The sequence below is a fragment of the Comamonas sp. wu1-DMT genome, assembly GCF_040187805.1.
GTDB classification, from domain to species: Bacteria; Pseudomonadota; Gammaproteobacteria; order Burkholderiales; family Burkholderiaceae_C; genus Comamonas; species Comamonas thiooxydans.
The window spans coordinates 132,634-151,681 of sequence record NZ_JBANEM010000008.1; the positions used below are offsets into that span (position 1 = coordinate 132,634).

Annotated in this window: 17 protein-coding genes, 1 pseudogene and 1 riboswitch; of the genes and pseudogenes, 10 read left to right on the top strand and 8 right to left on the bottom strand. The window is 61.7% G+C overall.

Annotated features, from left to right (window positions below):
• Positions 1-44 precede the first annotated feature (44 nt).
• From V8Z78_RS13400 to V8Z78_RS27145, 3 genes and pseudogenes are all read left to right on the top strand, one after another.
• Positions 45-1,232 carry an aromatic ring-hydroxylating oxygenase subunit alpha gene (locus tag V8Z78_RS13400; RefSeq protein WP_349731533.1) on the top strand — a complete coding sequence of 396 codons (1,188 nt, stop codon included), beginning with the start codon at positions 45-47 and terminating at the stop codon, positions 1,230-1,232.
• 83 nt (positions 1,233-1,315) lie between these two features.
• Positions 1,316-2,878: a long-chain-fatty-acid--CoA ligase gene (locus V8Z78_RS13405; protein WP_349731534.1), complete on the top strand. Its 1,563-nt coding sequence runs from the start codon at positions 1,316-1,318 to the stop codon at positions 2,876-2,878.
• 60 nt (positions 2,879-2,938) lie between these two features.
• A pseudogene (locus tag V8Z78_RS27145) lies at positions 2,939-3,046 on the top strand (TetR/AcrR family transcriptional regulator); the annotation flags it as partial.
• Here V8Z78_RS27145 and V8Z78_RS13410 read toward each other — a convergent pair.
• On the bottom strand, positions 3,026-3,298 hold the full coding sequence (locus V8Z78_RS13410) for a hypothetical protein (protein WP_349731535.1): 273 nt from the start codon (positions 3,296-3,298) through the stop codon (positions 3,026-3,028). The pseudogene V8Z78_RS27145 and the gene V8Z78_RS13410 sit on opposite strands and share 21 nt — an antisense overlap.
• A gap of 282 nt (positions 3,299-3,580) precedes the next feature.
• Complete coding sequence (locus tag V8Z78_RS13415) at positions 3,581-4,537, bottom strand: LysR family transcriptional regulator (protein WP_349731536.1); 957 nt, start codon at positions 4,535-4,537, stop codon at positions 3,581-3,583.
• A 197-nt stretch (positions 4,538-4,734) separates the two neighbouring features.
• On the opposite strand from V8Z78_RS13415, the gene V8Z78_RS13420 reads away from it, so the two are divergent.
• The 3 genes from V8Z78_RS13420 to V8Z78_RS13430 all read left to right on the top strand — a co-directional run bounded on the left by V8Z78_RS13420 (position 4,735) and on the right by V8Z78_RS13430 (position 8,584).
• On the top strand, positions 4,735-5,925 hold the full coding sequence (locus V8Z78_RS13420) for an acyl-CoA dehydrogenase (protein ID WP_003069087.1): 1,191 nt from the start codon (positions 4,735-4,737) through the stop codon (positions 5,923-5,925).
• A gap of 315 nt (positions 5,926-6,240) precedes the next feature.
• Positions 6,241-7,503: a CaiB/BaiF CoA transferase family protein gene (locus V8Z78_RS13425; protein WP_057093100.1), complete on the top strand. Its 1,263-nt coding sequence runs from the start codon at positions 6,241-6,243 to the stop codon at positions 7,501-7,503.
• Positions 7,504-7,615: 112 nt separating this feature from the next.
• The gene (locus tag V8Z78_RS13430) at positions 7,616-8,584 is read left to right on the top strand and encodes a tripartite tricarboxylate transporter substrate binding protein BugE (protein WP_012839441.1); all 969 of its coding nucleotides are present in this window, start codon (positions 7,616-7,618) and stop codon (positions 8,582-8,584) included.
• A gap of 121 nt (positions 8,585-8,705) precedes the next feature.
• On the opposite strand, the gene V8Z78_RS13435 is transcribed toward V8Z78_RS13430, so the two are convergent.
• The 3 genes from V8Z78_RS13435 to V8Z78_RS13445 form a co-directional block, all read right to left on the bottom strand.
• A complete protein-coding gene (locus V8Z78_RS13435) occupies positions 8,706-9,755 on the bottom strand; it encodes a porin (RefSeq protein WP_003069082.1) in 1,050 nt (349 codons plus the stop codon).
• A gap of 71 nt (positions 9,756-9,826) precedes the next feature.
• Entirely contained in the window at positions 9,827-11,035 is a 1,209-nt protein-coding gene (locus V8Z78_RS13440) for a sugar transporter (protein WP_057093104.1), read from the bottom strand.
• Positions 11,036-11,164: 129 nt separating this feature from the next.
• Entirely contained in the window at positions 11,165-11,824 is a 660-nt protein-coding gene (locus tag V8Z78_RS13445) for an NAD(P)-dependent oxidoreductase (RefSeq protein ID WP_012839444.1), read from the bottom strand.
• Positions 11,825-11,932: 108 nt separating this feature from the next.
• Here V8Z78_RS13445 and V8Z78_RS13450 point away from each other — a divergent pair, with 108 nt between their 5' ends.
• The gene (locus V8Z78_RS13450; RefSeq protein WP_057093106.1) at positions 11,933-12,844 is read left to right on the top strand and encodes a LysR family transcriptional regulator; all 912 of its coding nucleotides are present in this window, start codon (positions 11,933-11,935) and stop codon (positions 12,842-12,844) included.
• Between the two features lie 145 nt (positions 12,845-12,989).
• Here V8Z78_RS13450 and V8Z78_RS13455 read toward each other — a convergent pair whose 3' ends face one another.
• Both V8Z78_RS13455 and V8Z78_RS13460 read right to left on the bottom strand, forming a co-directional pair.
• The gene (locus V8Z78_RS13455; RefSeq protein WP_003069075.1) at positions 12,990-14,126 is read right to left on the bottom strand and encodes a branched-chain amino acid ABC transporter substrate-binding protein; all 1,137 of its coding nucleotides are present in this window, start codon (positions 14,124-14,126) and stop codon (positions 12,990-12,992) included.
• A gap of 240 nt (positions 14,127-14,366) precedes the next feature.
• Complete coding sequence (locus V8Z78_RS13460) at positions 14,367-14,909, bottom strand: 6,7-dimethyl-8-ribityllumazine synthase (protein ID WP_003069072.1); 543 nt, start codon at positions 14,907-14,909, stop codon at positions 14,367-14,369.
• 90 nt (positions 14,910-14,999) lie between these two features.
• Positions 15,000-15,168: riboswitch (FMN riboswitch) on the bottom strand.
• A 247-nt stretch (positions 15,169-15,415) separates the two neighbouring features.
• Here V8Z78_RS13460 and V8Z78_RS13465 point away from each other — a divergent pair.
• Both V8Z78_RS13465 and V8Z78_RS13470 read left to right on the top strand, forming a co-directional pair.
• Positions 15,416-16,006, top strand: coding sequence for a hypothetical protein (locus tag V8Z78_RS13465; protein ID WP_046461560.1), 591 nt, complete (start codon positions 15,416-15,418; stop codon positions 16,004-16,006).
• Positions 16,007-16,093: 87 nt separating this feature from the next.
• Complete coding sequence (locus V8Z78_RS13470; protein ID WP_003069066.1) at positions 16,094-16,777, top strand: DUF4124 domain-containing protein; 684 nt, start codon at positions 16,094-16,096, stop codon at positions 16,775-16,777.
• 119 nt (positions 16,778-16,896) lie between these two features.
• On the opposite strand, the gene V8Z78_RS13475 is transcribed toward V8Z78_RS13470, so the two are convergent.
• A complete protein-coding gene (locus V8Z78_RS13475) occupies positions 16,897-17,844 on the bottom strand; it encodes an SDR family oxidoreductase (RefSeq protein ID WP_280008094.1) in 948 nt (315 codons plus the stop codon).
• A 110-nt stretch (positions 17,845-17,954) separates the two neighbouring features.
• Here V8Z78_RS13475 and V8Z78_RS13480 point away from each other — a divergent pair, with 110 nt between their 5' ends.
• Positions 17,955-19,001 carry a CDP-6-deoxy-delta-3,4-glucoseen reductase gene (locus tag V8Z78_RS13480; protein ID WP_349731537.1) on the top strand — a complete coding sequence of 349 codons (1,047 nt, stop codon included), beginning with the start codon at positions 17,955-17,957 and terminating at the stop codon, positions 18,999-19,001.
• Positions 19,002-19,048: the final 47 nt, after the last annotated feature.

A 19,048-nucleotide genomic window follows, 5' to 3' on the forward strand; every position in this document is an offset into this window, starting at 1 on the left:
AAGGAATCACCAAAACATCACATGTATTGAAAGGAGCCTGGGGAATGAATACTCATTTTGCAAACGAGCTTCACCGCCGCGCCACACATGCCATGCAAACCGGACTGGCCGACGCCGATACACAGGGCGGACAGGTCGCAGTCTCCCAATACACCAGCGACGAGCAGACCACCCAGGAGTTGCGCTTGTTGCGAAAGTTTCCCCAGCCCGTGGCCGGTAGCTCATCCATTCCCACGCCTGGCGCCTGGCTGTCGCTGAGTCCATTTGATGTTCCGCTGCTGTTGGTCAGGCAATCCGACGGAGCCGTCCACGCTTTCTTGAATGTCTGCCGCCACCGCGGCGCACGCGTTGTGGCCGAGGGCAGTGGCACCGAAACACGAGCCTTCATCTGCCCCTACCACGCATGGACTTACCAGCCCGATGGTGGCTTGCGAGGTGTTCCCGACTCCTTCGGCTTCCCCTGCCTGAAGAAAGAGAAGTCCGGTCTCAAAAGGCTGGCCGCCGTAGAGCGAGGCGGCGTCATCTGGGTTGTGCTGGACCCCACATCACCCATCAGAGATATCGACACACACCTGGGCCCGCTCATGGAGAACCTGGAGTCACTGGACGGGCTCCACTCCCCCGTGTCCTATGCGCAGCGCTCGCTCGAAGTCAACGCCAACTGGAAGCTACTGATAGATGGCATCTTTGAAGCCTATCATTTCAAGGTTGCGCACCGCCAGACCATTGCCCACATGTTCATGAACAACCTGCAACTGGTGGACGAATTTGGCCTGCACCGGCGCTTGTACCTCATCAAGTCCCGCTTTCCAAAAGAGCAACCCGAAGCAAACGGCTTCGACCCCCGCAAGTACGGCAACCTGACTTACTACTTCTTTCCCAACACGATGATCCTGGTCCAGCCCGACCACGGGCAGCTCAGCTACCTGGAGCCGCTCAGCGCCTCCCGCACACGGATTCATGAGATCACACTGATTCCGACAGAGCCCGCCACGGACAAGGCCGCTGCGTACTGGAACGCCAACGTGGACCTGTACCGCCGGACTCTGGCCGAAGACTACGCCCTCGCAGAGTCCATACAGGCCGGCCTGGCCTCAGGCGCCAATGACAACCTCACCTTTGGCTCTTTCGAGTACAGCGCGCCCCGCTTTCACACGCAGCTCCAACAACAACTGGACTCACTCCAACCCAGCCCTCAGACCCATAAGCCTGTGAAGACAGCCACTAGCTGACCCCTTCCCTGTGCATTTGCCTCTGCGTTTGATTGAGCCACGACCACCTGCTGAGACCCACACAGCATTTCAGGAGATAAGCCATGAGCGCCCAGAATCTGATCGACTGCCTGATGCAGCAAGCAGAGCAATCCCCGCAAACCGCCCTGTTCACTGCCGGCCTCCGAGCCGTCAGCTTTGAGGAGATGAACCGCCAGACCAACCAGTTGGCGAACGCGCTGAAATCACTGGGGGTGGGACCGCAGGACCGGATTGCTTTGCTGAGCAAGAGCCAGATTGATTCCGCCCTGCTGATTTTTGCCTGCATGAAGATCGGTGCCGTTGGCATGCCGATCAACTGGCGCTTCAGCGTGGATGAGGTGCGCTTTGTGCTTGAAGATTCAGACGCCCGCGTGCTGATCATCGACACGGAGTTCCTGGACCGTATCGACGCTCGCAGTACTTCGTCAGGACTGCGCATCTTTACGACAGATGGTGCCGATCCAGAACACCAACGGCTGGGTTCCTGGCTCGCAGCGTTTAACGACCAATTACCTGCTACCACCCTAGAGGCCCACCGGGCCGCCATTCACATCTATTCCTCAGGCACCACCGGCCAGCCCAAGGGCGTGGTACTCACCCATAAGAGCCTGCTATCTGCCTGCCAGGTCACCACCGAAGCCTGGGGCCTTGAGCCGCATTCCGTGCTGGGCCACGTAGTGCCCATCTTTCACATCGCCGGCCTGCTGATTCTGCTGTTTCCTGTGTATATGGGTTGCCGGTGCGTGGCCTTTCGCGACTTCAAGCCCGCTAGCTTTCTCGCTGCCCTGTCCGAGCAGGCGATCTCGCATGTACTCCTGGTGCCTGCCATGATCAACTTCCTGCTGGCCGAGCCAGCCAATACTGATCTTGATTTCAGCCAGCTCAAACTCATCGCTTATGGAGGCTCCCCCATCACCGAGCCCGTGCTGCAAGCAGCCATGCAACGATTTAACTGCGATTTTTCACAGATCTATGGACTGACTGAAGTTGCAGGCGTCGTCACCAACCTCACCCCCGAAGACCACCGCAAAGCTGCTGGACTACTGCGCTCGGGAGGACGCCCACTGCCGCGCACGGAACTGCGTATTGTGGATCCCGTCACCCTCACAGAGCTGGAGGACGGCCAGGTCGGTGAGGTCTGGATTCGCAGTGACCGCAATTTTCACGAGTACTGGCAAAAGCCAGAAGCCACCCAAGAGGTCTATCCCGAAGGCCGCGACGCCCTGGGCGGCTGGTTCCGCTCGGGTGACGCCGGCTACCTGCTCAACGGCTATCTATTCCTTAGTGACCGCATCAAGGACATGATCATTTCCGGCGCCGAGAACATATACCCTGCGGAGTTGGAGAACACCTTGATGAAACACCCGGCCATAGCGGACGGAGCCATCATCGGCGTACCAGACCCCGTCTGGGGCGAGTCCGTCAAGGCCTGCGTCGTACTGCGCCCCGGAACCACACTCAGCGAAGACGAGTTGATCAATTTCATGCGCGAGCAAGTAGCGCACTTCAAATGCCCGAAAAGCGTGGAATTTCTGACAAGCCTACCGCGCACCGAATCAGGCAAGCTGCTCAAGCGCCAACTGCGCGCGCCGTACTGGGCGGGACAAGAACGGGCCATTAACTGAACGAGCCACAGCACACGCGCTGCCCTCCGGCCTGCACCCTCCCATTCCTATAATCACTGGATGCCCTGCAAACCGCTCTCTCGTAAAGAACTGATCCTGGATCGTGCCGAACAGCATTTCGCCGACCACGGATTTCAGGGGGCATCACTATCGGCCATCGCCCGGGACTGCCAAATTGGCAACCCCGGCCTGCTGCACCACTTTCCCAGCAAGGAAGTGCTGTACCGCACCGTGCTCGAGGCTCAGGCACACGAGCTGATGCAGCGCATGGAGCAAGGCGTCCAGTCCGAGGACCTGCTGCAACAGCGCCTGCAGGCCTTCATCTTGCTGCAGATCGAATGGATGCAGGCCAGCCCTGCGGGCTTCAAACTCATTACTCGCGAGCTGCTGGACAATTCCGAGCGCATTGAACAGGCTCATACCCGGCCGCTAGAGACCTTTTTGTTCCAGAGTGTGGCCTTGATCAAGGAAGGTCAGTCCGCCGGATTGCTACGTCAAGACATCGCTGCCGTTGCTTTGCTGACCATTATTCTGGGCAGCCTCAATTACGCACAGATCGTGCGCCCAACCTTTAGCAGAGCCTTTACCGAGCCAATCCTCAAGAGCCAGAGCCACTGGATGCAGCGCATCGCTGCCGATGTACTACTACTCATCAGCGCTTCAAGCTTCGCCTTAAAAAAAGACATAACGCAGCCAGTTCAATCACGCTGTTTTTCCACCACGAATTTCCTGTGCGCGGCCCTGCAACCACTGGCTGAACACCCGCAGCGCCGGCGACGGTTGTGCCTCGGCCGCCAGCTCGGGCGTGACCAGGTAATAGGCGCGGTTGCCGCGCAGCGGCTGGGGACAGGCGACGATGAGATCGCCGCGCGCAATCTCCTGCTCGATCAGCATGAGCGGGATCAGCGCCACGCCCAGACCCTGGCTGGCAGCCACGGCCAGCATGGAAAACAGCTCAAGCCGCATGCCGTCGAGCGCGCGCGGTGCATCGACATGCATCGCGTCGAACCACTGACGCCAGCCCTGGGGGCGCGTGCTTTGCTGCAGCAACGGCAGGCGCGCAATCACCTCGGGGCCGACCGGCAGCCAGGCACGGCCTGGATCACGCTGCTGGGCCGTGGCCAGCAGTTGCGGGCTGCACACGGGCACGACTTCCTCGTCCATCAGCCACTGCGCCTGCACGCCGGGCCAGCGGGCCACCTGCTCGGGCGTGCCCGCGTAGAGAGCGGCATCGAACACCGTGTCGGCAAACAGGAAAGGCCGGGTCTGCACATCGATATGCACAGTGATGTCGGGGTGCTGCTGTGCCAGTTGCGGCAGGCGCGGCAGCAGCCAGCGCGTGGCAAAGGTGGGCACGGCCGCCAGATTGATGGGGCCGCCCTCACCCTGATGGCTCATCAGATCCAGCGTGTCGCGCTCCAGCCCCTGCAGCCAGCGTCCCACCTGCTTGGCGTAATGCAGTCCCGCATCGGTGAGCAGCACGCCGTGGCGTGTGCGCTTGAACAGCGCCACGCCCACAAACTCCTCCAGCGCAATGATCTGGCGCGAGACGGCACTTTGCGTCAGCGACAGCTCCTGCGCAGCCTTGGTGTAGCTGACATGGCGGGCGGCCGACTCAAAGCAGGCCAGGGCCTGGGTGGAAGGGAGAACTCTACGCATATCTCTTGTGCTTAGAACGCATCAATCAATCTCAAAACGAAGGGGAAACCCTGAATAATTCGCTTATACATGCGTTTTACTCATCCATAGATGATTATTCATCGTTTGCCAGCCCTTGTTCTGCAAATCTAATATGTGTGCAAGCACTCAGGCGGAAATGCGCCTGCAACCCGACACCTTGCATTCAGGAGATGAACATGGCCAATGGCTACCAGTGGGACGACTGCTTCCAGCTCGACCAGCAACTGACCGAAGACGAGCGCATGATCCGCGACGCAGCGCGCGAGTACTGCCAGGACAAGCTCAAGCCTCGCGTGCAAGCCATGTTCCGCAACGAGTCCGTGGACGTCAGCATCTTCCGCGAGATGGGCGAGCTGGGCCTGCTGGGCCCCACCATCCCCACGCAATACGGTGGCGCGGGTCTGAACTATGTGAGCTACGGCCTGGTGGCGCGCGAGATCGAGCGTGTTGATTCGGGCTATCGTTCCATGGCCTCCGTGCAATCATCGCTGGTGATGGTGCCCATCAACGAGTTCGGCACCGAAGCGCAGAAGATGAAATACCTGCCCAAGCTGGCTTCGGGCGAGTTCATCGGCTGCTTCGGCCTGACCGAGCCCGACCACGGCTCCGACCCCGGCTCCATGGCTACACGCGCCTACAAGGTCGACGGCGGCTATCGCCTCAAGGGCAACAAGATGTGGATCACCAACAGCCCTGTGGCCGACGTGTTCGTGGTCTGGGCCAAGGAAGTCTCCGAGGACGGCACTGTGGGCCAGATCCGCGGCTTTGTGCTGGAAAAGGGCATGAAGGGTCTGTCCGCCCCTGCCATTCACGGCAAGGTTGGTCTGCGCGCCTCCATCACTGGTGAAATCGTGATGGACGATGTGTTCTGCCCCGAAGAAAACGCCTTCCCCGACGTGCGCGGCCTCAAGGGCCCGTTCACCTGCCTGAACAGCGCCCGCTTCGGCATTGCCTGGGGCGCGCTGGGTGCGGCAGAAGACTGCTGGCACACCGCCCGCCAGTACACACTGGACCGCAAGCAGTTCGGCCGTCCCCTGGCCGCCAACCAGCTGATCCAGAAGAAGCTGGCCGATATGCAGACCGAAATCACGCTGGGCCTGCAAGCCGCGCTGCGCGTGGGCCGCATGAAGGACGAACACCAGAACGTGATCGAGATCACCTCTCTGGTCAAACGCAACAACTGCGGCAAGTCGCTGGACATCGCCCGCATGGCGCGCGACATGCTGGGCGGCAACGGCATCAGCGACGAGTTCGGTGTGGCTCGCCACCTGGTGAACCTGGAAGTGGTGAACACCTACGAAGGCACTCACGATGTGCACGCACTGATTCTGGGTCGTGCCCAGACCGGCATCGCTGCATTTAACTGACACCCCCTGAGCCGCTGTGCCTAGGCGGCCCCGCCTGGGCGGCCCCGCCGCTTCCCCTGGCCGGGCGCCCCCTCTCTCTACGCGCTTTGCGCTATGGGAGGGGGACGGCAGCTTCGCCGCGAGGCGGCTCTTGCTTGCTGCCCTTCACGTGGGGCGATGGTAGAGATTCGAGCCTCTTTTTTGCTATCTATTTACTAGCTTCAACCGATTTATTGGCATGGATTTTGAATAGTTTTTGCATCAAAACTCATACCAATAAAGCGCAAGAAGCTCCTGTTTTTATAGTTTTTCACCCGGTTTCTGGACTCCTCCGACATGAACGCATCGACAAGCACTTCCACGGGCGCACTGGCAGGTATCAAGGTGCTGGATCTGTCGCGCGTGCTGGCGGGCCCCTGGGCCACTCAGATGCTGGCCGATCTGGGGGCCGACGTGGTCAAGGTGGAGCGCCCGGTTGCCGGCGACGATACGCGCCACTGGGGCCCTCCATTCCTCAGGGACGATGCGGGCAACGACACGCGCGAAGCCAGCTACTTCACGGCCTGCAACCGCAACAAGCGCAGCCTCACCGTGGACATGGCACACCCCGAGGGCCGGGCCCTGTTGCAGCGCATGGCGCAAGAGGCCGATGTGGTGGTGGAGAACTTCAAGACCGGGGGGCTCGCTCAATACGGTCTGGACTATAAGAGTCTCAAGGCGCTGAACCCGCGCCTCGTGTACTGCTCCATCACGGGTTTTGGCCAGGACGGCCCTTATGCCGAGCGCGCCGGCTATGACCTCATGGTGCAGGCCATGTGCGGCCTAATGAGCATCACCGGCCATGCAGATGGCGAACCCGGCGGAGGCCCTCTCAAGGTCGGCGTGGCCGTAATCGACGTGTTCACGGGGCTCTATGCCAGCAATGCCATCCTGGCCGCGCTCAACGCCCGCGACAATGCGAGAAACGGCACCGGCCAGGGCCAGTACATCGATATGGCGCTGCTGGACGTGGGCATGGCCGTGCTGGCCAACCAGGCTGCAGGCTTTCTGGCCACCGGCCAGGCGCCGAGCCGCGCCGGCAATATCCACCCCAGCTTGGCGCCGTATCAGGACTTTCCGACATTGGACGGCAATGTGCTGCTGGCCATAGGCAATGACGGTCAGTTCGCGCGCTTTTGCGCAGCCATCGGCCAGGACGGCTGGGCCCTGGATGCACGCTTTGCCACCAATACCGCCCGTGTACAGAACCGTGCGGCACTGCTGGAGTTGATGAAGCCACAGATGCTTGAGCGCAGCACGGCTGACTGGATTGCGCTGCTGGAAGACAAAGCCGTGCCATGCGGCCCCATCAACACCATTGCACAGGCATTTGAAGACCCACAAGTCAAGGCGCGCGGTATTCAGCAAAGCTTGCCGCGCAATGCAGGCGACGGCATTGGCCACATTGCCACTGTTTCCAATCCCATGCGCCTTTCAGCCACACCGGTTACCTACCGCCGCGCACCGCCCGCCCTGAGTCAGCACACCAATGAGGTGCTTCGCGAATTCGGACTTGATGACAACGCCATTGCTGCGTTGCATGAGCAAGGAGTGGTTTGAGGCCTTCACGGCCAAAGCAACCTCCTGACAACAAAAGAGGGCCCAAGCCCCGAAAACCGCAGGCAATTTCACCAGAGATGCACTGCCAATCACACTTTTCAAGGAGACATTGATGTTCAAGTTCACAGCCACCGTTCTGGCTGCCATGGCTTTTTGCGGCGCTGCACAGGCACAAAGCGCCTATCCCAACAAGCCCATCCGCCTGCTGGTTCCCTTTGCTGCCGGCGGCACGACCGACCTGATCGCCCGCATCATTGCCGAGCCGCTGAGCCGCGAACTGGGCCAGTCCGTGGTGGTGGAAAACAAGGGCGGCGGCGGCGGCAGCATCGGTGCCTCCGAAACCGCCCGAGCTGCGCCCGATGGCTACAACCTCGGCATTGCCACCGTGTCCACTACGGCAACCAACCCGGCCATCAATCCCAAGATTCCCTACAACGTGGCCACCGACTTCACGCCCATCGTGAACATTGCGGCCACGCCCAACATCATTGCGGCCAATCCCAAGTTTGCCGGCAAGGACTACAAGAGCTTCCTGGCCGAGATCAAGAACCATCCCGCCAAGTACTCCTACGCATCGCCCGGCCTGGGCTCCATCACCCACCTGATGATGGAAATGTTCAAGCTGGAAACCAAGACCGAGATGACCCACGTTCCCTACCGTGGCTCCGGCCCTGCGCTGAACGACACCGTGGCCGGCCAGGTGCCGCTGATTTTCGACAACCTGCCCTCCACCCTGCCCTTTGTGAAGGAAAAGCGCCTCACGGCCCTGGTCGTCGCCGCCCCTCAGCGCGTGGCCGCCCTGCCTGATGTGCCCACCTTCAAGGAAATCGGTCTGCCCCAGGTCAACCGCATGGCGTACTACGGCATCGTCGGCCCCAAGAACCTGCCCAAGGAGGTCGTGGCCAAGATCAATGCCGCCGTGCGCAAGGCCGTGCAGGACCCCAATGTGAAAAAGCGCATCGAGGAAAGCGGCTCCATCATCATGGCCGACACCCCCGAAGCCTTTGCCAAGCAGATGGCCGAAGAGCTGGCCGTCTACAAGAACGTGGTGCAAAAGCAGAATCTGAAGATGGACGAATAAGCGTCTGCTGCACATGAAAAAAGCCCTCGCCGGCACATACCGGCGAGGGCTTTTTCTTTGCCCCGCCTCATGCACAAGCCAGGTGCCCATGCATGAAACTGGTGCAGTACAAGACCTGTTCTCAGAAACGGTGACGGATGCCCACCAGGGCGCTGGTGCCGGACTTGTTGGGAATGTCCATGCTCACGCGGTCATACATGGCCACGGCATAGACGTCGGTGCGCTTGGACAGGAAATGGTCGTAGCCCAGGCTGACGGTGGTGCGTGTGCCGCTGACATTGCCCACTTCCGACTTGGTGCGTGCAGCCGCTGCCTTGAAGGTGCCGGGCGTGCCGCTGACGGGGATGTCCAGGCCCAGCGAGTACGTGGTGTTCTCGCGGTCCTGGGCGTCGATCCTGGCCTGGCCGTAAGTGGCATAGATCTTGGCCACGCTGAAGTCGTAGCTGCCGCCCACCATCCAGTTGCTCTTGGTCGGCATCACCGCCAGCGATACCGGATTGCTGATCTGCGCACGCTCGTAGAACGCAGTCAGGCTCAGCGGTCCGCCCGAATACATCAGGTTCAGGCCCACATTCTTCTTGCCCTTGTTGCCGCTGGTGGTCTGCTCGCCGAACTGGTAATGCACATTGGCCCTGAGACCGCCGAAGCTGGGCGTGGAATACAGGATCTGGTTGCTCCAGCCGGTGTTGGAGGCCGTGGTCAGGCTGTCCGCTCCCCAGGCCGCGGTCGTCATATTGGCATGCAGCACCAGCGGCGAGACCGTGAAGGAGTCGCCAAACGGATTGGTCAGCACCGTGGGCAGGAAGTTAGGCGCCAGGCCACGACCCAGGCTCACACGGCCAAAGCTGCCAGCCAGACCCACATTGGCATCACGCGAGAAAAAGGGGTCGGCATCAAAGCGGCCGGGGGTACCGGTATCGGCACGAAAAAAGCTGGTGATATTGAAGTCGGCCTTGAGACCGCCGCCCAGATCCTCCACGCCCTTCACACCCCACCAGGAAGTGGTCAGACCGCCGGAGCCGACCGAGGCCACGCGTTCTTGCCCTGCCAGCTTCATGGAGCCCGCATAGCTATCGATGGTGCCGGTGAGCTGCACGGAACTCTGGGCCTGGGCCGACAGGCTGGCCGCAGCCAGGGCGATGGTGGTGAAGGTAGCGGCAAACGCTTTCATGGGTGGTTTCCTCTCTAAAAAGTTTGAGACAAACCACCCATGCAAGAGTCAGGCCAGTTTTGTATACAAAACTAGGACTTCAAACGAAAGCTGTCGGCCAGCTTGAGCATCATGTACAACCAGAGCGCGCCGCCCATGGCAATCAGCAGGCCGCCCACCAGGCCTATATGCGTCATGCCCCATTGCTGGCTGACGATGCTGCCCAGCAGCGCGCCGCCGCCAATGCCGATATTGAAAATGCCCGAGAACATGGACATGGCCACATCGGTGGCATCGGGCGCCAGATTCAGCACCTTGGACTGCATGGACAGCGCAAAGCAGATCATGGCAATGCCCCAGACCGAGCTTTGCAGATACAGGCTCCAGACATGCGTGCTGCTCATGACCAGCAGCAACAGGCTCAGCGCCAGCACGCCGATGGATGCCAGCAGAAAGCCGCGCGGAAAGCGCAGACCGAACCAGCCGAACAGCACGCTGCCCACAATGCCCATGCCGCCATACAGCAGCAGCACAGCTGTGGTCACATCGCCGGCGTGGCCGGCGATGTCCTGCACAAAGGGCTCGATATAGCTATACGCCGTGAACTGGCCGGTAATCACCACCACCAGCAGCACATAGATGCCGACCAGGGCCGGGCGCCTGAACAGCATGGGCACACTGGACAGGGAGCCTGCGTTCTCGCTGGGCAGCCGAGGCAAGAGCTTGCCCAGCACCAGCATCACCGCCGCCGCCACCGCGCCAATGGCCAGAAACGTCATGCGCCAGCCCAGCCATTCACCCACGATGCGGCCCAGCGGAATACCCAGCACCATGGCCACGGAAGTACCCGTGGCCAGCAGGCTTAGCGCCATGGCCTTCTTGCCCGGAGGCGCCACCCGCACGGCCAGTGAGGCCGTGATGGACCAGAACACCGCATGCGACAGCGCAATGCCGATGCGGCTGATCACCAGGGACGCATAGCTCCAGGCCACGCCCGAGAGCAGATGGCTGAGCACGAACACCGCAAACACGCCCATCAGCAGCTTGCGCCGCTCCACCTTGCGCGTGAGCAGCATGAAGGGCAGCGAAGCCAGCGCCACCACCCAGGCATAGATGGTGAGCATCAGCCCCACCTGTTCCACCTGCATGTCAAAGCTGGCGCCAATGCTGCTGAGCAGACCGACCGGCACAAACTCGCTGGTATTGAAGACAAAAGCACCCAGCGCCAGCGCAATCACGCTGAGCCAGGCCTGGGCGGGAGATCGGGTCGATTCGATAGGGGCAGTCAAGGTTTCTGTCATGCAATCAAGGCGTGCAGGCGTCTGGCGCCGCAAAACCCGAAATTGTGCGCTTGCAGCATGACAGCAGACAGACAGCCCGACCTTTCCCCATCAATCAATGGGGTCGGACCGGGCGACGGCAGGGCTTGATCAATACGCGACGGTGAAACGAGCCTTGACGTGTTCGTTCCTGTCCAGGGCATCGACCAATGCCACGGCCAGGTCCTGAACCGAAATATCGCCGGGCTGGCCGTCGGCCTGCACCAAAGGTTCGTCCTTGCCTGTACGGTAGTGACCGGTACGGCCCCTGGACTGCGCATCGGAGCCGCCATGGAAGCCCACGGCCGGGCTCAGCATGGTCCAGTCCAGAGCGGCTTCCTTTTGCAGCTCGGCAAACATGTCGCGCGCCGCCGAGGCGCCGGGCTTGATGAAGGCCGGAAAATCGGGCGAATCCACCAGTTGCTGACCATTCACATACAGGCTGCCGGCTCCGCCCACGACCAGATAACGCTTGATGCCCGCAGCCTTGACACCTTGCACGATGGCGCGCGATCCTTGCATGAAATCGTCATAGATATTGGGATTGCTCCAACCTGCGTTATAGGCGCTGACCACCGCATCGCAGCCGGTCACGGCGCGCTGCACCTCGTCGGCCTTGAGCACGTCAGCCTTGACGAACTGCACATGCTCGCGCGCTGCAGCGGCCTCGGGCTTGCGTACCAGGGCCACGACTTCGTGACCGCGACGCAGCAACTCATCCAGCAACCCGGCACCGACAAAACCCGTGGCGCCAATCAATGCGACTTTCATTGGAAAACTCCTTGTATCTTCAACAGGGCTAAAGATTAATCGCCATTAATCGCGAGAAAAACCCCTTTCAGCCACCATGACCTTGAAGCAGCACTTCAAAATAGCCTCATGGAAGATTTCAGACGCATGGCCATTTTTGCCGCCGTGGTGGAGCGCGGCAGCATGAGCGCGGCCGCCCGCCAGCTCGACATGACGCCCTCGGCCGTCAGCCAGCATATCCGTCAACTGGAGCAGGAGGCCGGCCTGACGCTGCTGCACCGCTCCACGCGCCAACTCACGCTGACCGATGCCGGCCAGCGCTTCTACATCCAGTGCGCCGCCATGTGCGAGGCCGCCAGCCGGGCGCGCGCCGAGCTGGCCGCCGAGCATCAGCGCCCCAGCGGCGAGCTGCGTCTGGCTGCCCCGGCAGGTTTCACCCAGCATGCGGCCCCGGCGCTGGGCCGGTGGCTGGCCATGCATCCTGAGCTGCGGCTGCGCCTGCTCATGGATGACGCTCCCATAGACCTGATCCAGGCGCGCGTGGATCTGGCGCTGCGCTTCGGCAATCTGCAGGACTCCAGCTGGGTGGCCCGTCACCTGGGACGCAGCGCCACCGTGCTCTGCGCCTCGCCGCATTGGATCAAGGCCAACGGCAGCACGCCTCGACACCCCAGCGAGCTGGCACAGTTGCCCTGGCTGGAGATGAGCCGCAGCGACGACGCCCAGGCCGACTTTCTATGGCGCCAGCAGGACACGGCGCAGGAGTACCGGCTGCAGGTGCGGCCGCTCATGGTCAGCAACCATCGCAGCGCGGTGCAGCAGTTCTGTGAAGCAGGCCTGGGACTTGCATTGCTCTCGGCCCATGACGTGGCGGCAAGTCTGGAGACGGGCAGCCTGGTGCGCCTGCTGCCTGACTGGGACATGGGCATGCTGGATATCTGGGCCGTCACCGCCAGCCGCGACAGCCTGCCCGCCAAGGTGCGCGAGGCCATCGAGGTGCTGCGCCAGTATTTCGCGCAGCTAGAGGGCATGCAGAACTAGCGCAATCCTTTCGCGTGCAACGCCCCAGCCAGCAGCCATCCATGCCTGCCCCCCAAAGACCGAAAGCAAAAAAGCCTGCAAATGCGAGGCATCCGCAGGCTTTGCAAAACAGGCCACACCACATGGCCTGGTGCACTCAAGGCACTCAGTTCAGGTCGATAGGCGTCTTGTTGCCGTTCACATAGCGGCTCAGCGTATAGCTGGGGTTCTTCATCTCGCCATTCTTCTCGAACTGGATCTTGGAGGTCACACCCGAATAGTCGGACTTCTGCAGGAAGGGGATATAGACCTTGGGGTCCCATGAATTGGCACGCTTCATGGCGTCGGCCAGCAGCATGGTGCCGTCATAGAAGTAAGGGCTGTAGACCTGGAACTGGCCCGGATACTTGGCGTCATAGCGCTTCTTCCACTCCGTGCCGCCAGGCATCTTGGCAATGGAGGCTCCGCCATCGGCGCAGACCACGTTCTCCAGCGGCTTGGCGCCGGCAGCCACCTTGGCCAGCTCGGTCACGCAAATGCCGTCACCGCCAAACATCTTGACGTCGTTCATGCCCAGCTGGGCCATCTGACGCAGCATGGGGCCGGCCTGACCATACATGCCGCCGTAGAAGATGGCATCGGGCTTCTTGGCCTTGATGGAGGTCAGAATGGCCATGAAGTCCGTGGCCTTGTCGTTGGTGAACTCGTTGGCCACGATCTTGATGCCATGCTTTGCGGCATCCTTCTTGAACACATTGGCCAGGCCCTGGCCATAGGCCGTGCGGTCGTCGATCACGGCCACATTCTTGAGCTTGAGATTCTTGGCCGCATAGCTAGCCAGCGCCGCGCCCAGGGCGTTGTCGTTGGCAATCACGCGGTAGGTGGTGTTCCAGCCGGGCTTGGTCAGATCGGGATTGGTCGCAGCGCCCGTGATCATGGGAATGCCGCAGTCCTGGAACACCTTGGAAGAAGGAATCGCCACACCGGAGTTCACAAAGGCCACTGCACCGGCCACCTTGTCATCGCACAGTTTTTGCGAAGCCGCCGTGCCCTGCTTGGGATCGGCCACATCGTCCTCGGCCACCAGCACGAACTTGACCTTCTTGCCTCCGATTTCCATGGCCTTGGCGTTCAGGTCCTCAATGGCCATGCGCACGCCGTTTTCATCGTCCTTGCCGAAGTGAGCCTGAGGGCCGGAGGTCGGGCCGATATGACCGATCTTGATGATCTGCTCCTGGGCCATCACGCCCCCAGCCATACCTGCTACGACTGTCGCGATACACAACTTGCCAAAATTCTTCATTGCGCACTCCACTCGGTTGAGACAAGACGCAACCTTATGCCCCGCGACAGGCAATTGGCAATGAGGCAATCACATAGGTGCAGCGAGTGCTACACCGGCACAACAATCAGTGTTTTCAGGGATCGGCAAGCGCCCCGGGCTGTGCTGGAAAAACCCGCCGCAAGCCCTTGCTCGCGAAATGGCAGCAGCGCCAAAGAAAAACGCCCCAGACTGGGGCGTTCCTTCATTGACACCTGCCGCTCAGGCAGCCTTGGCCTGCAGGAGCGCATCCACCTTGGCATGCTGGTCCAGCGTGCTCAGGCAGGCATGGGCCACTTCCACACCCTTCTTCACGAAGTGCTGGCGGAAGAACTCCACATGATCACCATGCTCGTGAAAATCGCGCGGCGTCAGCACGGCGGAGAACACGGGCACTTCGGAGTCCATCTGCACGCGCATCAGGCCGTCGATCACGGCCGTGGTCACGAATTCATGACGATAGATGCCGCCGTTGACGATCAGTGCCGTGGCGATCACTGCATCGAAACGACCGCTTTGCGCCAGCTTCTTGGCCAGCAGCGGGATTTCAAAGGCACCGGGCACGCTGAAATGCGTGATGTTGCCGGCCTGCACGCCCTGTGCCAGGAGTTCGGCCTGAGCGGCATCGCGGGCCTGATAGACCACTTCGGTGTGCCAGCTGGCGCTGATGATGGCAATGCGGCTGCGGCCGGCCACAGCCTTCCAGGGTGTCCCCTCGGAAGTCGCGTGAGTGGCAAAGTTCATGGAGATGGGGGTCTGATTCATGGTGGTATTTCCAGAAAATTCCAATGAATCAGGGCGTGCGCTGATACACCCGCCCATGCGGCAGCGATAGCTGCATCACGGACCGATGCTGCGCGATCTCTTTCATCCGGACTATGACCGTCGGCTCTGGCATCTCACCAGATCTGCTGACCCTGCAGGCTCTGGCGAGACTGCAGGCGCTCGCGGGCTGCTGCAGTCAATGCAAGGCATTGCCGCAGATACCGCCGGTGGGGAATTGCACCCCGCCCTGAGAACGCTGCTTTGCAGTGAACCGGAATTCACCGCAAGACGAAGTCATTCTAGCGAGGCTTTGGCTGCGCTTTTGCCAAAAGGGTCACTATGGCGTCAATCTGAAAAATCAAGAAAAAACCACTCTTAACGCACAGCCACAAAGCGAAACTAGCTCTCATTTAATGAGCATACAACGTAGCGAAGTCAACCCGGAACAATTGCCGGACGTTAAGAGCACAGGGCATTACGCCCACCCACACCTCACCAGACACGCCATGAAACCATCCCTGCAGGCAATGATGTCCACCTCCACGCGCTGGGCCAGCATGGGGGCTTTGGCTGTGCTGTGCACTGCCTGCGCGGTTCCCGGCGAGTACGACTCCGGCTATGGCGGCGGCTACGGTGGCAGCTATGGCTCCACCACCATCTACAGCACCCAGCCCGCTTATCCCGCCTACCCGGTCTACCAGGGTCAGGACCGCAATGACTGGGCATGGCGCGAGCGTGAGCGCCGTCAATGGGAGCGCCAGCGCGAGCTGGAACGCGAGCGCGCCCAGAACATGCGTGATCGCGAGCAATGGCAGCGTCAGATGGAGCGCGACCGGGACCAGCAGCGCCGCGAATGGGATCGTCAGCAATCCCAGAATCGCCGCGATCAGGACCAGATGCGCCGCCAGCAGGAGCGCGAACAACAGCAGCAGTCGCAGCAACGCGAGCGTGACCGCATGCAGGCCGAACGTGATCGCCAGCAACAGGCCCGCGACCGCCAGCAGCAAGACCGCGAACGTGAGCGCGATCAGCGCCAGCAGCAACGCCAGCGCGAAGGTCAGCAGCAAGGCTTTCCTCCTCGCGGTGACTGGCGCTGACCGGATGCTGCGGCACGGCGCCGCTTCTGCTTTTCTTGCCGCCACTTCATAATTTGCAGGCACTCAAACGCCTTTGAAGGAGCGGTCATGCCAGAGCCCCTATCTCCCGCCGTCACCATGCGCAAACTGCCGCTGGGCTTGCTGCTGGGCTGGGTGCTGATCGCAGGCACGGCCCAGGCTCAGGTCATGCGCTGTGTCGATGCCAAGACCGGCGAGGTGACCTATACCAACGGCCGCTGCATCTCGGGCGAAATGAGCACACAGATTCAGGCGGCGCAAAGCGCCGAGGAAATTGCGGCCGAGCGTGCCAATGCCAGCCAGGCGCGGGAACGCAGCAAGGCCCAGATGGCGCGCGACGAAGCCCAGCGCCGCCAGCGTGAAGAGCAGGAGCGCAAGGAACGCGAGGCCGCCGAGAAAGCCCAGGCCCGGGCCGTAGCCAATCTGGAAAACACGCCCGCCTGCCGCCAGGCCCGCGAGCGCTACAACGCCATACTGGCCGAAGCCAGCCCCGACCCGGCCACCTGGGGTGAGCGCAGCCAGGCGGCTCAGGCCCAGATGGAGATGAGCTGCCTGGGCGCAGCCGCCTACCAGCAGTTGCAGCAAAGCCGGGCGCTGCAGCCCAATGCCATCAACCGCCCGCAGTGGGGCTATGGCTATCCCAACCGCTACCCGCCGGCACGTCCCACGCCATCGCAGCCGCCCGCCAAGATCGTCAACTGCAATGTCTTTCGCTGCTATGACAACCGCGGCGGCGTGCATCCGATACCGTAATCCCCCTGAGGCGCTGTGCGCCTTCCCCCAGGGGGCGACAGCTTAGCTGCGCGGCGGCGCTTGCTTGCCGCCCATTGCCTGGCCACGTGAATTTTTGAGGATCGTGCTCTGTGCTTTGCCTAGCTTTGCAGGCCCTCGGTCACCGTGGGATAGCGCAGCCTGAGCCGCAATTCGTGCTTGAGCCGCTGATTCGACAGCCGCCGCGACTCGCTCATGAAACTCAGCAGACTTGCGGGCAGTTCTGTCTGCGCCTGCTCGCGCGAAATGCGCGGCGGCCTGGCCAGGCCGTAGAGATCGGCCGCCAGATCGAAGTAATCTCCCATCTTCAACTGCGTGTCGTCGCTGGCGTGATAGATGCGCTGCGGCTTGCCGCGCCACAGCGCAAGCAGGCAGGCACGCGCCAGATCGTCGGCATGAATATGATTGGTATAGACATCGTCCTCGGGCTTCAGCACGGCCGTGCCACGCTGCAGCCGGGCGCGGGGCGTACCGCCCTCACGATCAGGTGCGTAGATGCCGGGAATGCGCAATATGCTGGCCCGCAGACCCAAGCGCCCTGCAAAGCGCACCGCAAGCTCGGCATTCACGCGGCGCTGAGCTCTGGCAGTCGTCGGCGCGACGGACCGGGTTTCGGCCACCCACTGCCCCTCGCAGTCGCCATAGACCCCCGAAGTCGATGCATAGACCAGACTGCGCGGCAGGCTGCGCAGGCGCAGTGCCCGCATGAGAGCCGTGGTGCGGGAGTCCAGCCACGAGCATTCATCCCCGGCAGCCGGTGCCTGAGGCGGCGCCAGGTGCAGCACCCGCGTCGCAATGCCTGCCAGCCTGCGCAGGCTTGCCGGATCATCCAGATCCCCCCACAAAGGCCTCACGGCATGGGTATGCAGTTGCTCGGCCCGACCTGGGCTGCGGCTCAAGGCCAGTACCTGAATGCCGTGCCTGCCACGGCCTGAAGCGACCAGCAATCGGGCCACGCGCTGACCCACATCGCCGTGGCCGACGATCAATAAGCGTTCACGACGAAAGCGCGCTGGCAGCGCGCCCAATGGGCTTTGGTTTGAAGGCAAAATCGGGACCTGCTGCGTACAAGATCTAAGGAGCCACTGGCGTTGCTGCGACAGCAGCAGCGCCGACAAAAAAGGCTGCCGGATACGCCTTCAAGGATAACCAAAACGTCATGACCGAGATTGCCCACGCTTCGTTTGAAATTACCGTCCAGCCCAGCGGACGTGCTTTTGCCACTCAGGACGCTGAAACCATTCTGGCCGCGGCCATTCGCACCGGCGTCGGCCTGCCCTATGGCTGCAAGGACGGTGCTTGCGGCTCCTGCAAGTGCAAGAAGCTCAGCGGCGAAGTCAGCCACGGTACTCACTCGGACAAGGCTCTGACAGCCGAAGAGGAAGCCGGCGGCTATGTGCTGACCTGCTGCGCCACGCCCCACAGCGATGTGGTGCTGGAGTCGCGCCAGGTCACGGACGCCAGCTCCTTCCCCATCAAGAAGATGCCCGTGCGCGTGGCCGCTCTCGAGAAGAAGTCGCATGACGTGATGCAGGTGCGCCTGCAGTTGCCGGCCAGCGAGAAGTTCCGCTACCACGCCGGCCAATATGTGGAGTTCATCCTGCGAGACGGTGCCCGCCGAGCCTATTCCATGGCCACCGCGCCCCATGTGCAGGAGACGGCGCCCGGCATCGAGCTGCATATCCGTCACATGGAAGGCGGCAAGTTCACCGATCATGTCTTCGGCGGCATGAAGGAAAAGGAAATCCTGCGTGTGGAGGGCCCGTTCGGCAGCTTCTTCCTGCGCGAGGACTCGGACAAGCCCATCATCCTGCTCGCCTCGGGCACGGGCTTTGCCCCTATCAAGGCACTGATCGAGCATATGCGCCACAAGGGCATCAACCGCCCCGTCACGCTGTACTGGGGTGGCCGCCGCCCCACCGACCTGTATGACGCCAGCTGGATTGCCGAGCACACGGCCGCCATGCCCCAGTTCAGGTATGTGCCCGTGATCTCCGATGCCCTGGCCGAGGATGCCTGGACGGGCCGTACCGGTTTTGTCCACCAGGCCGTGCTGGACGACTTTGCCGACCTGTCCGGCTACCAGGTCTATGCCTGCGGCGCTCCCATCGTCGTGGATTCGGCCCGCGCCGCTTATACCAGCGAACGCGCGCTGCCTGCCGAAGAGTTCTACGCCGACGCCTTTACCTCCGAAGCGGACAAGTAAGAACGCTGTTTTGCGCAAACCCCGATGCATTCCATGCCGCATCAGGG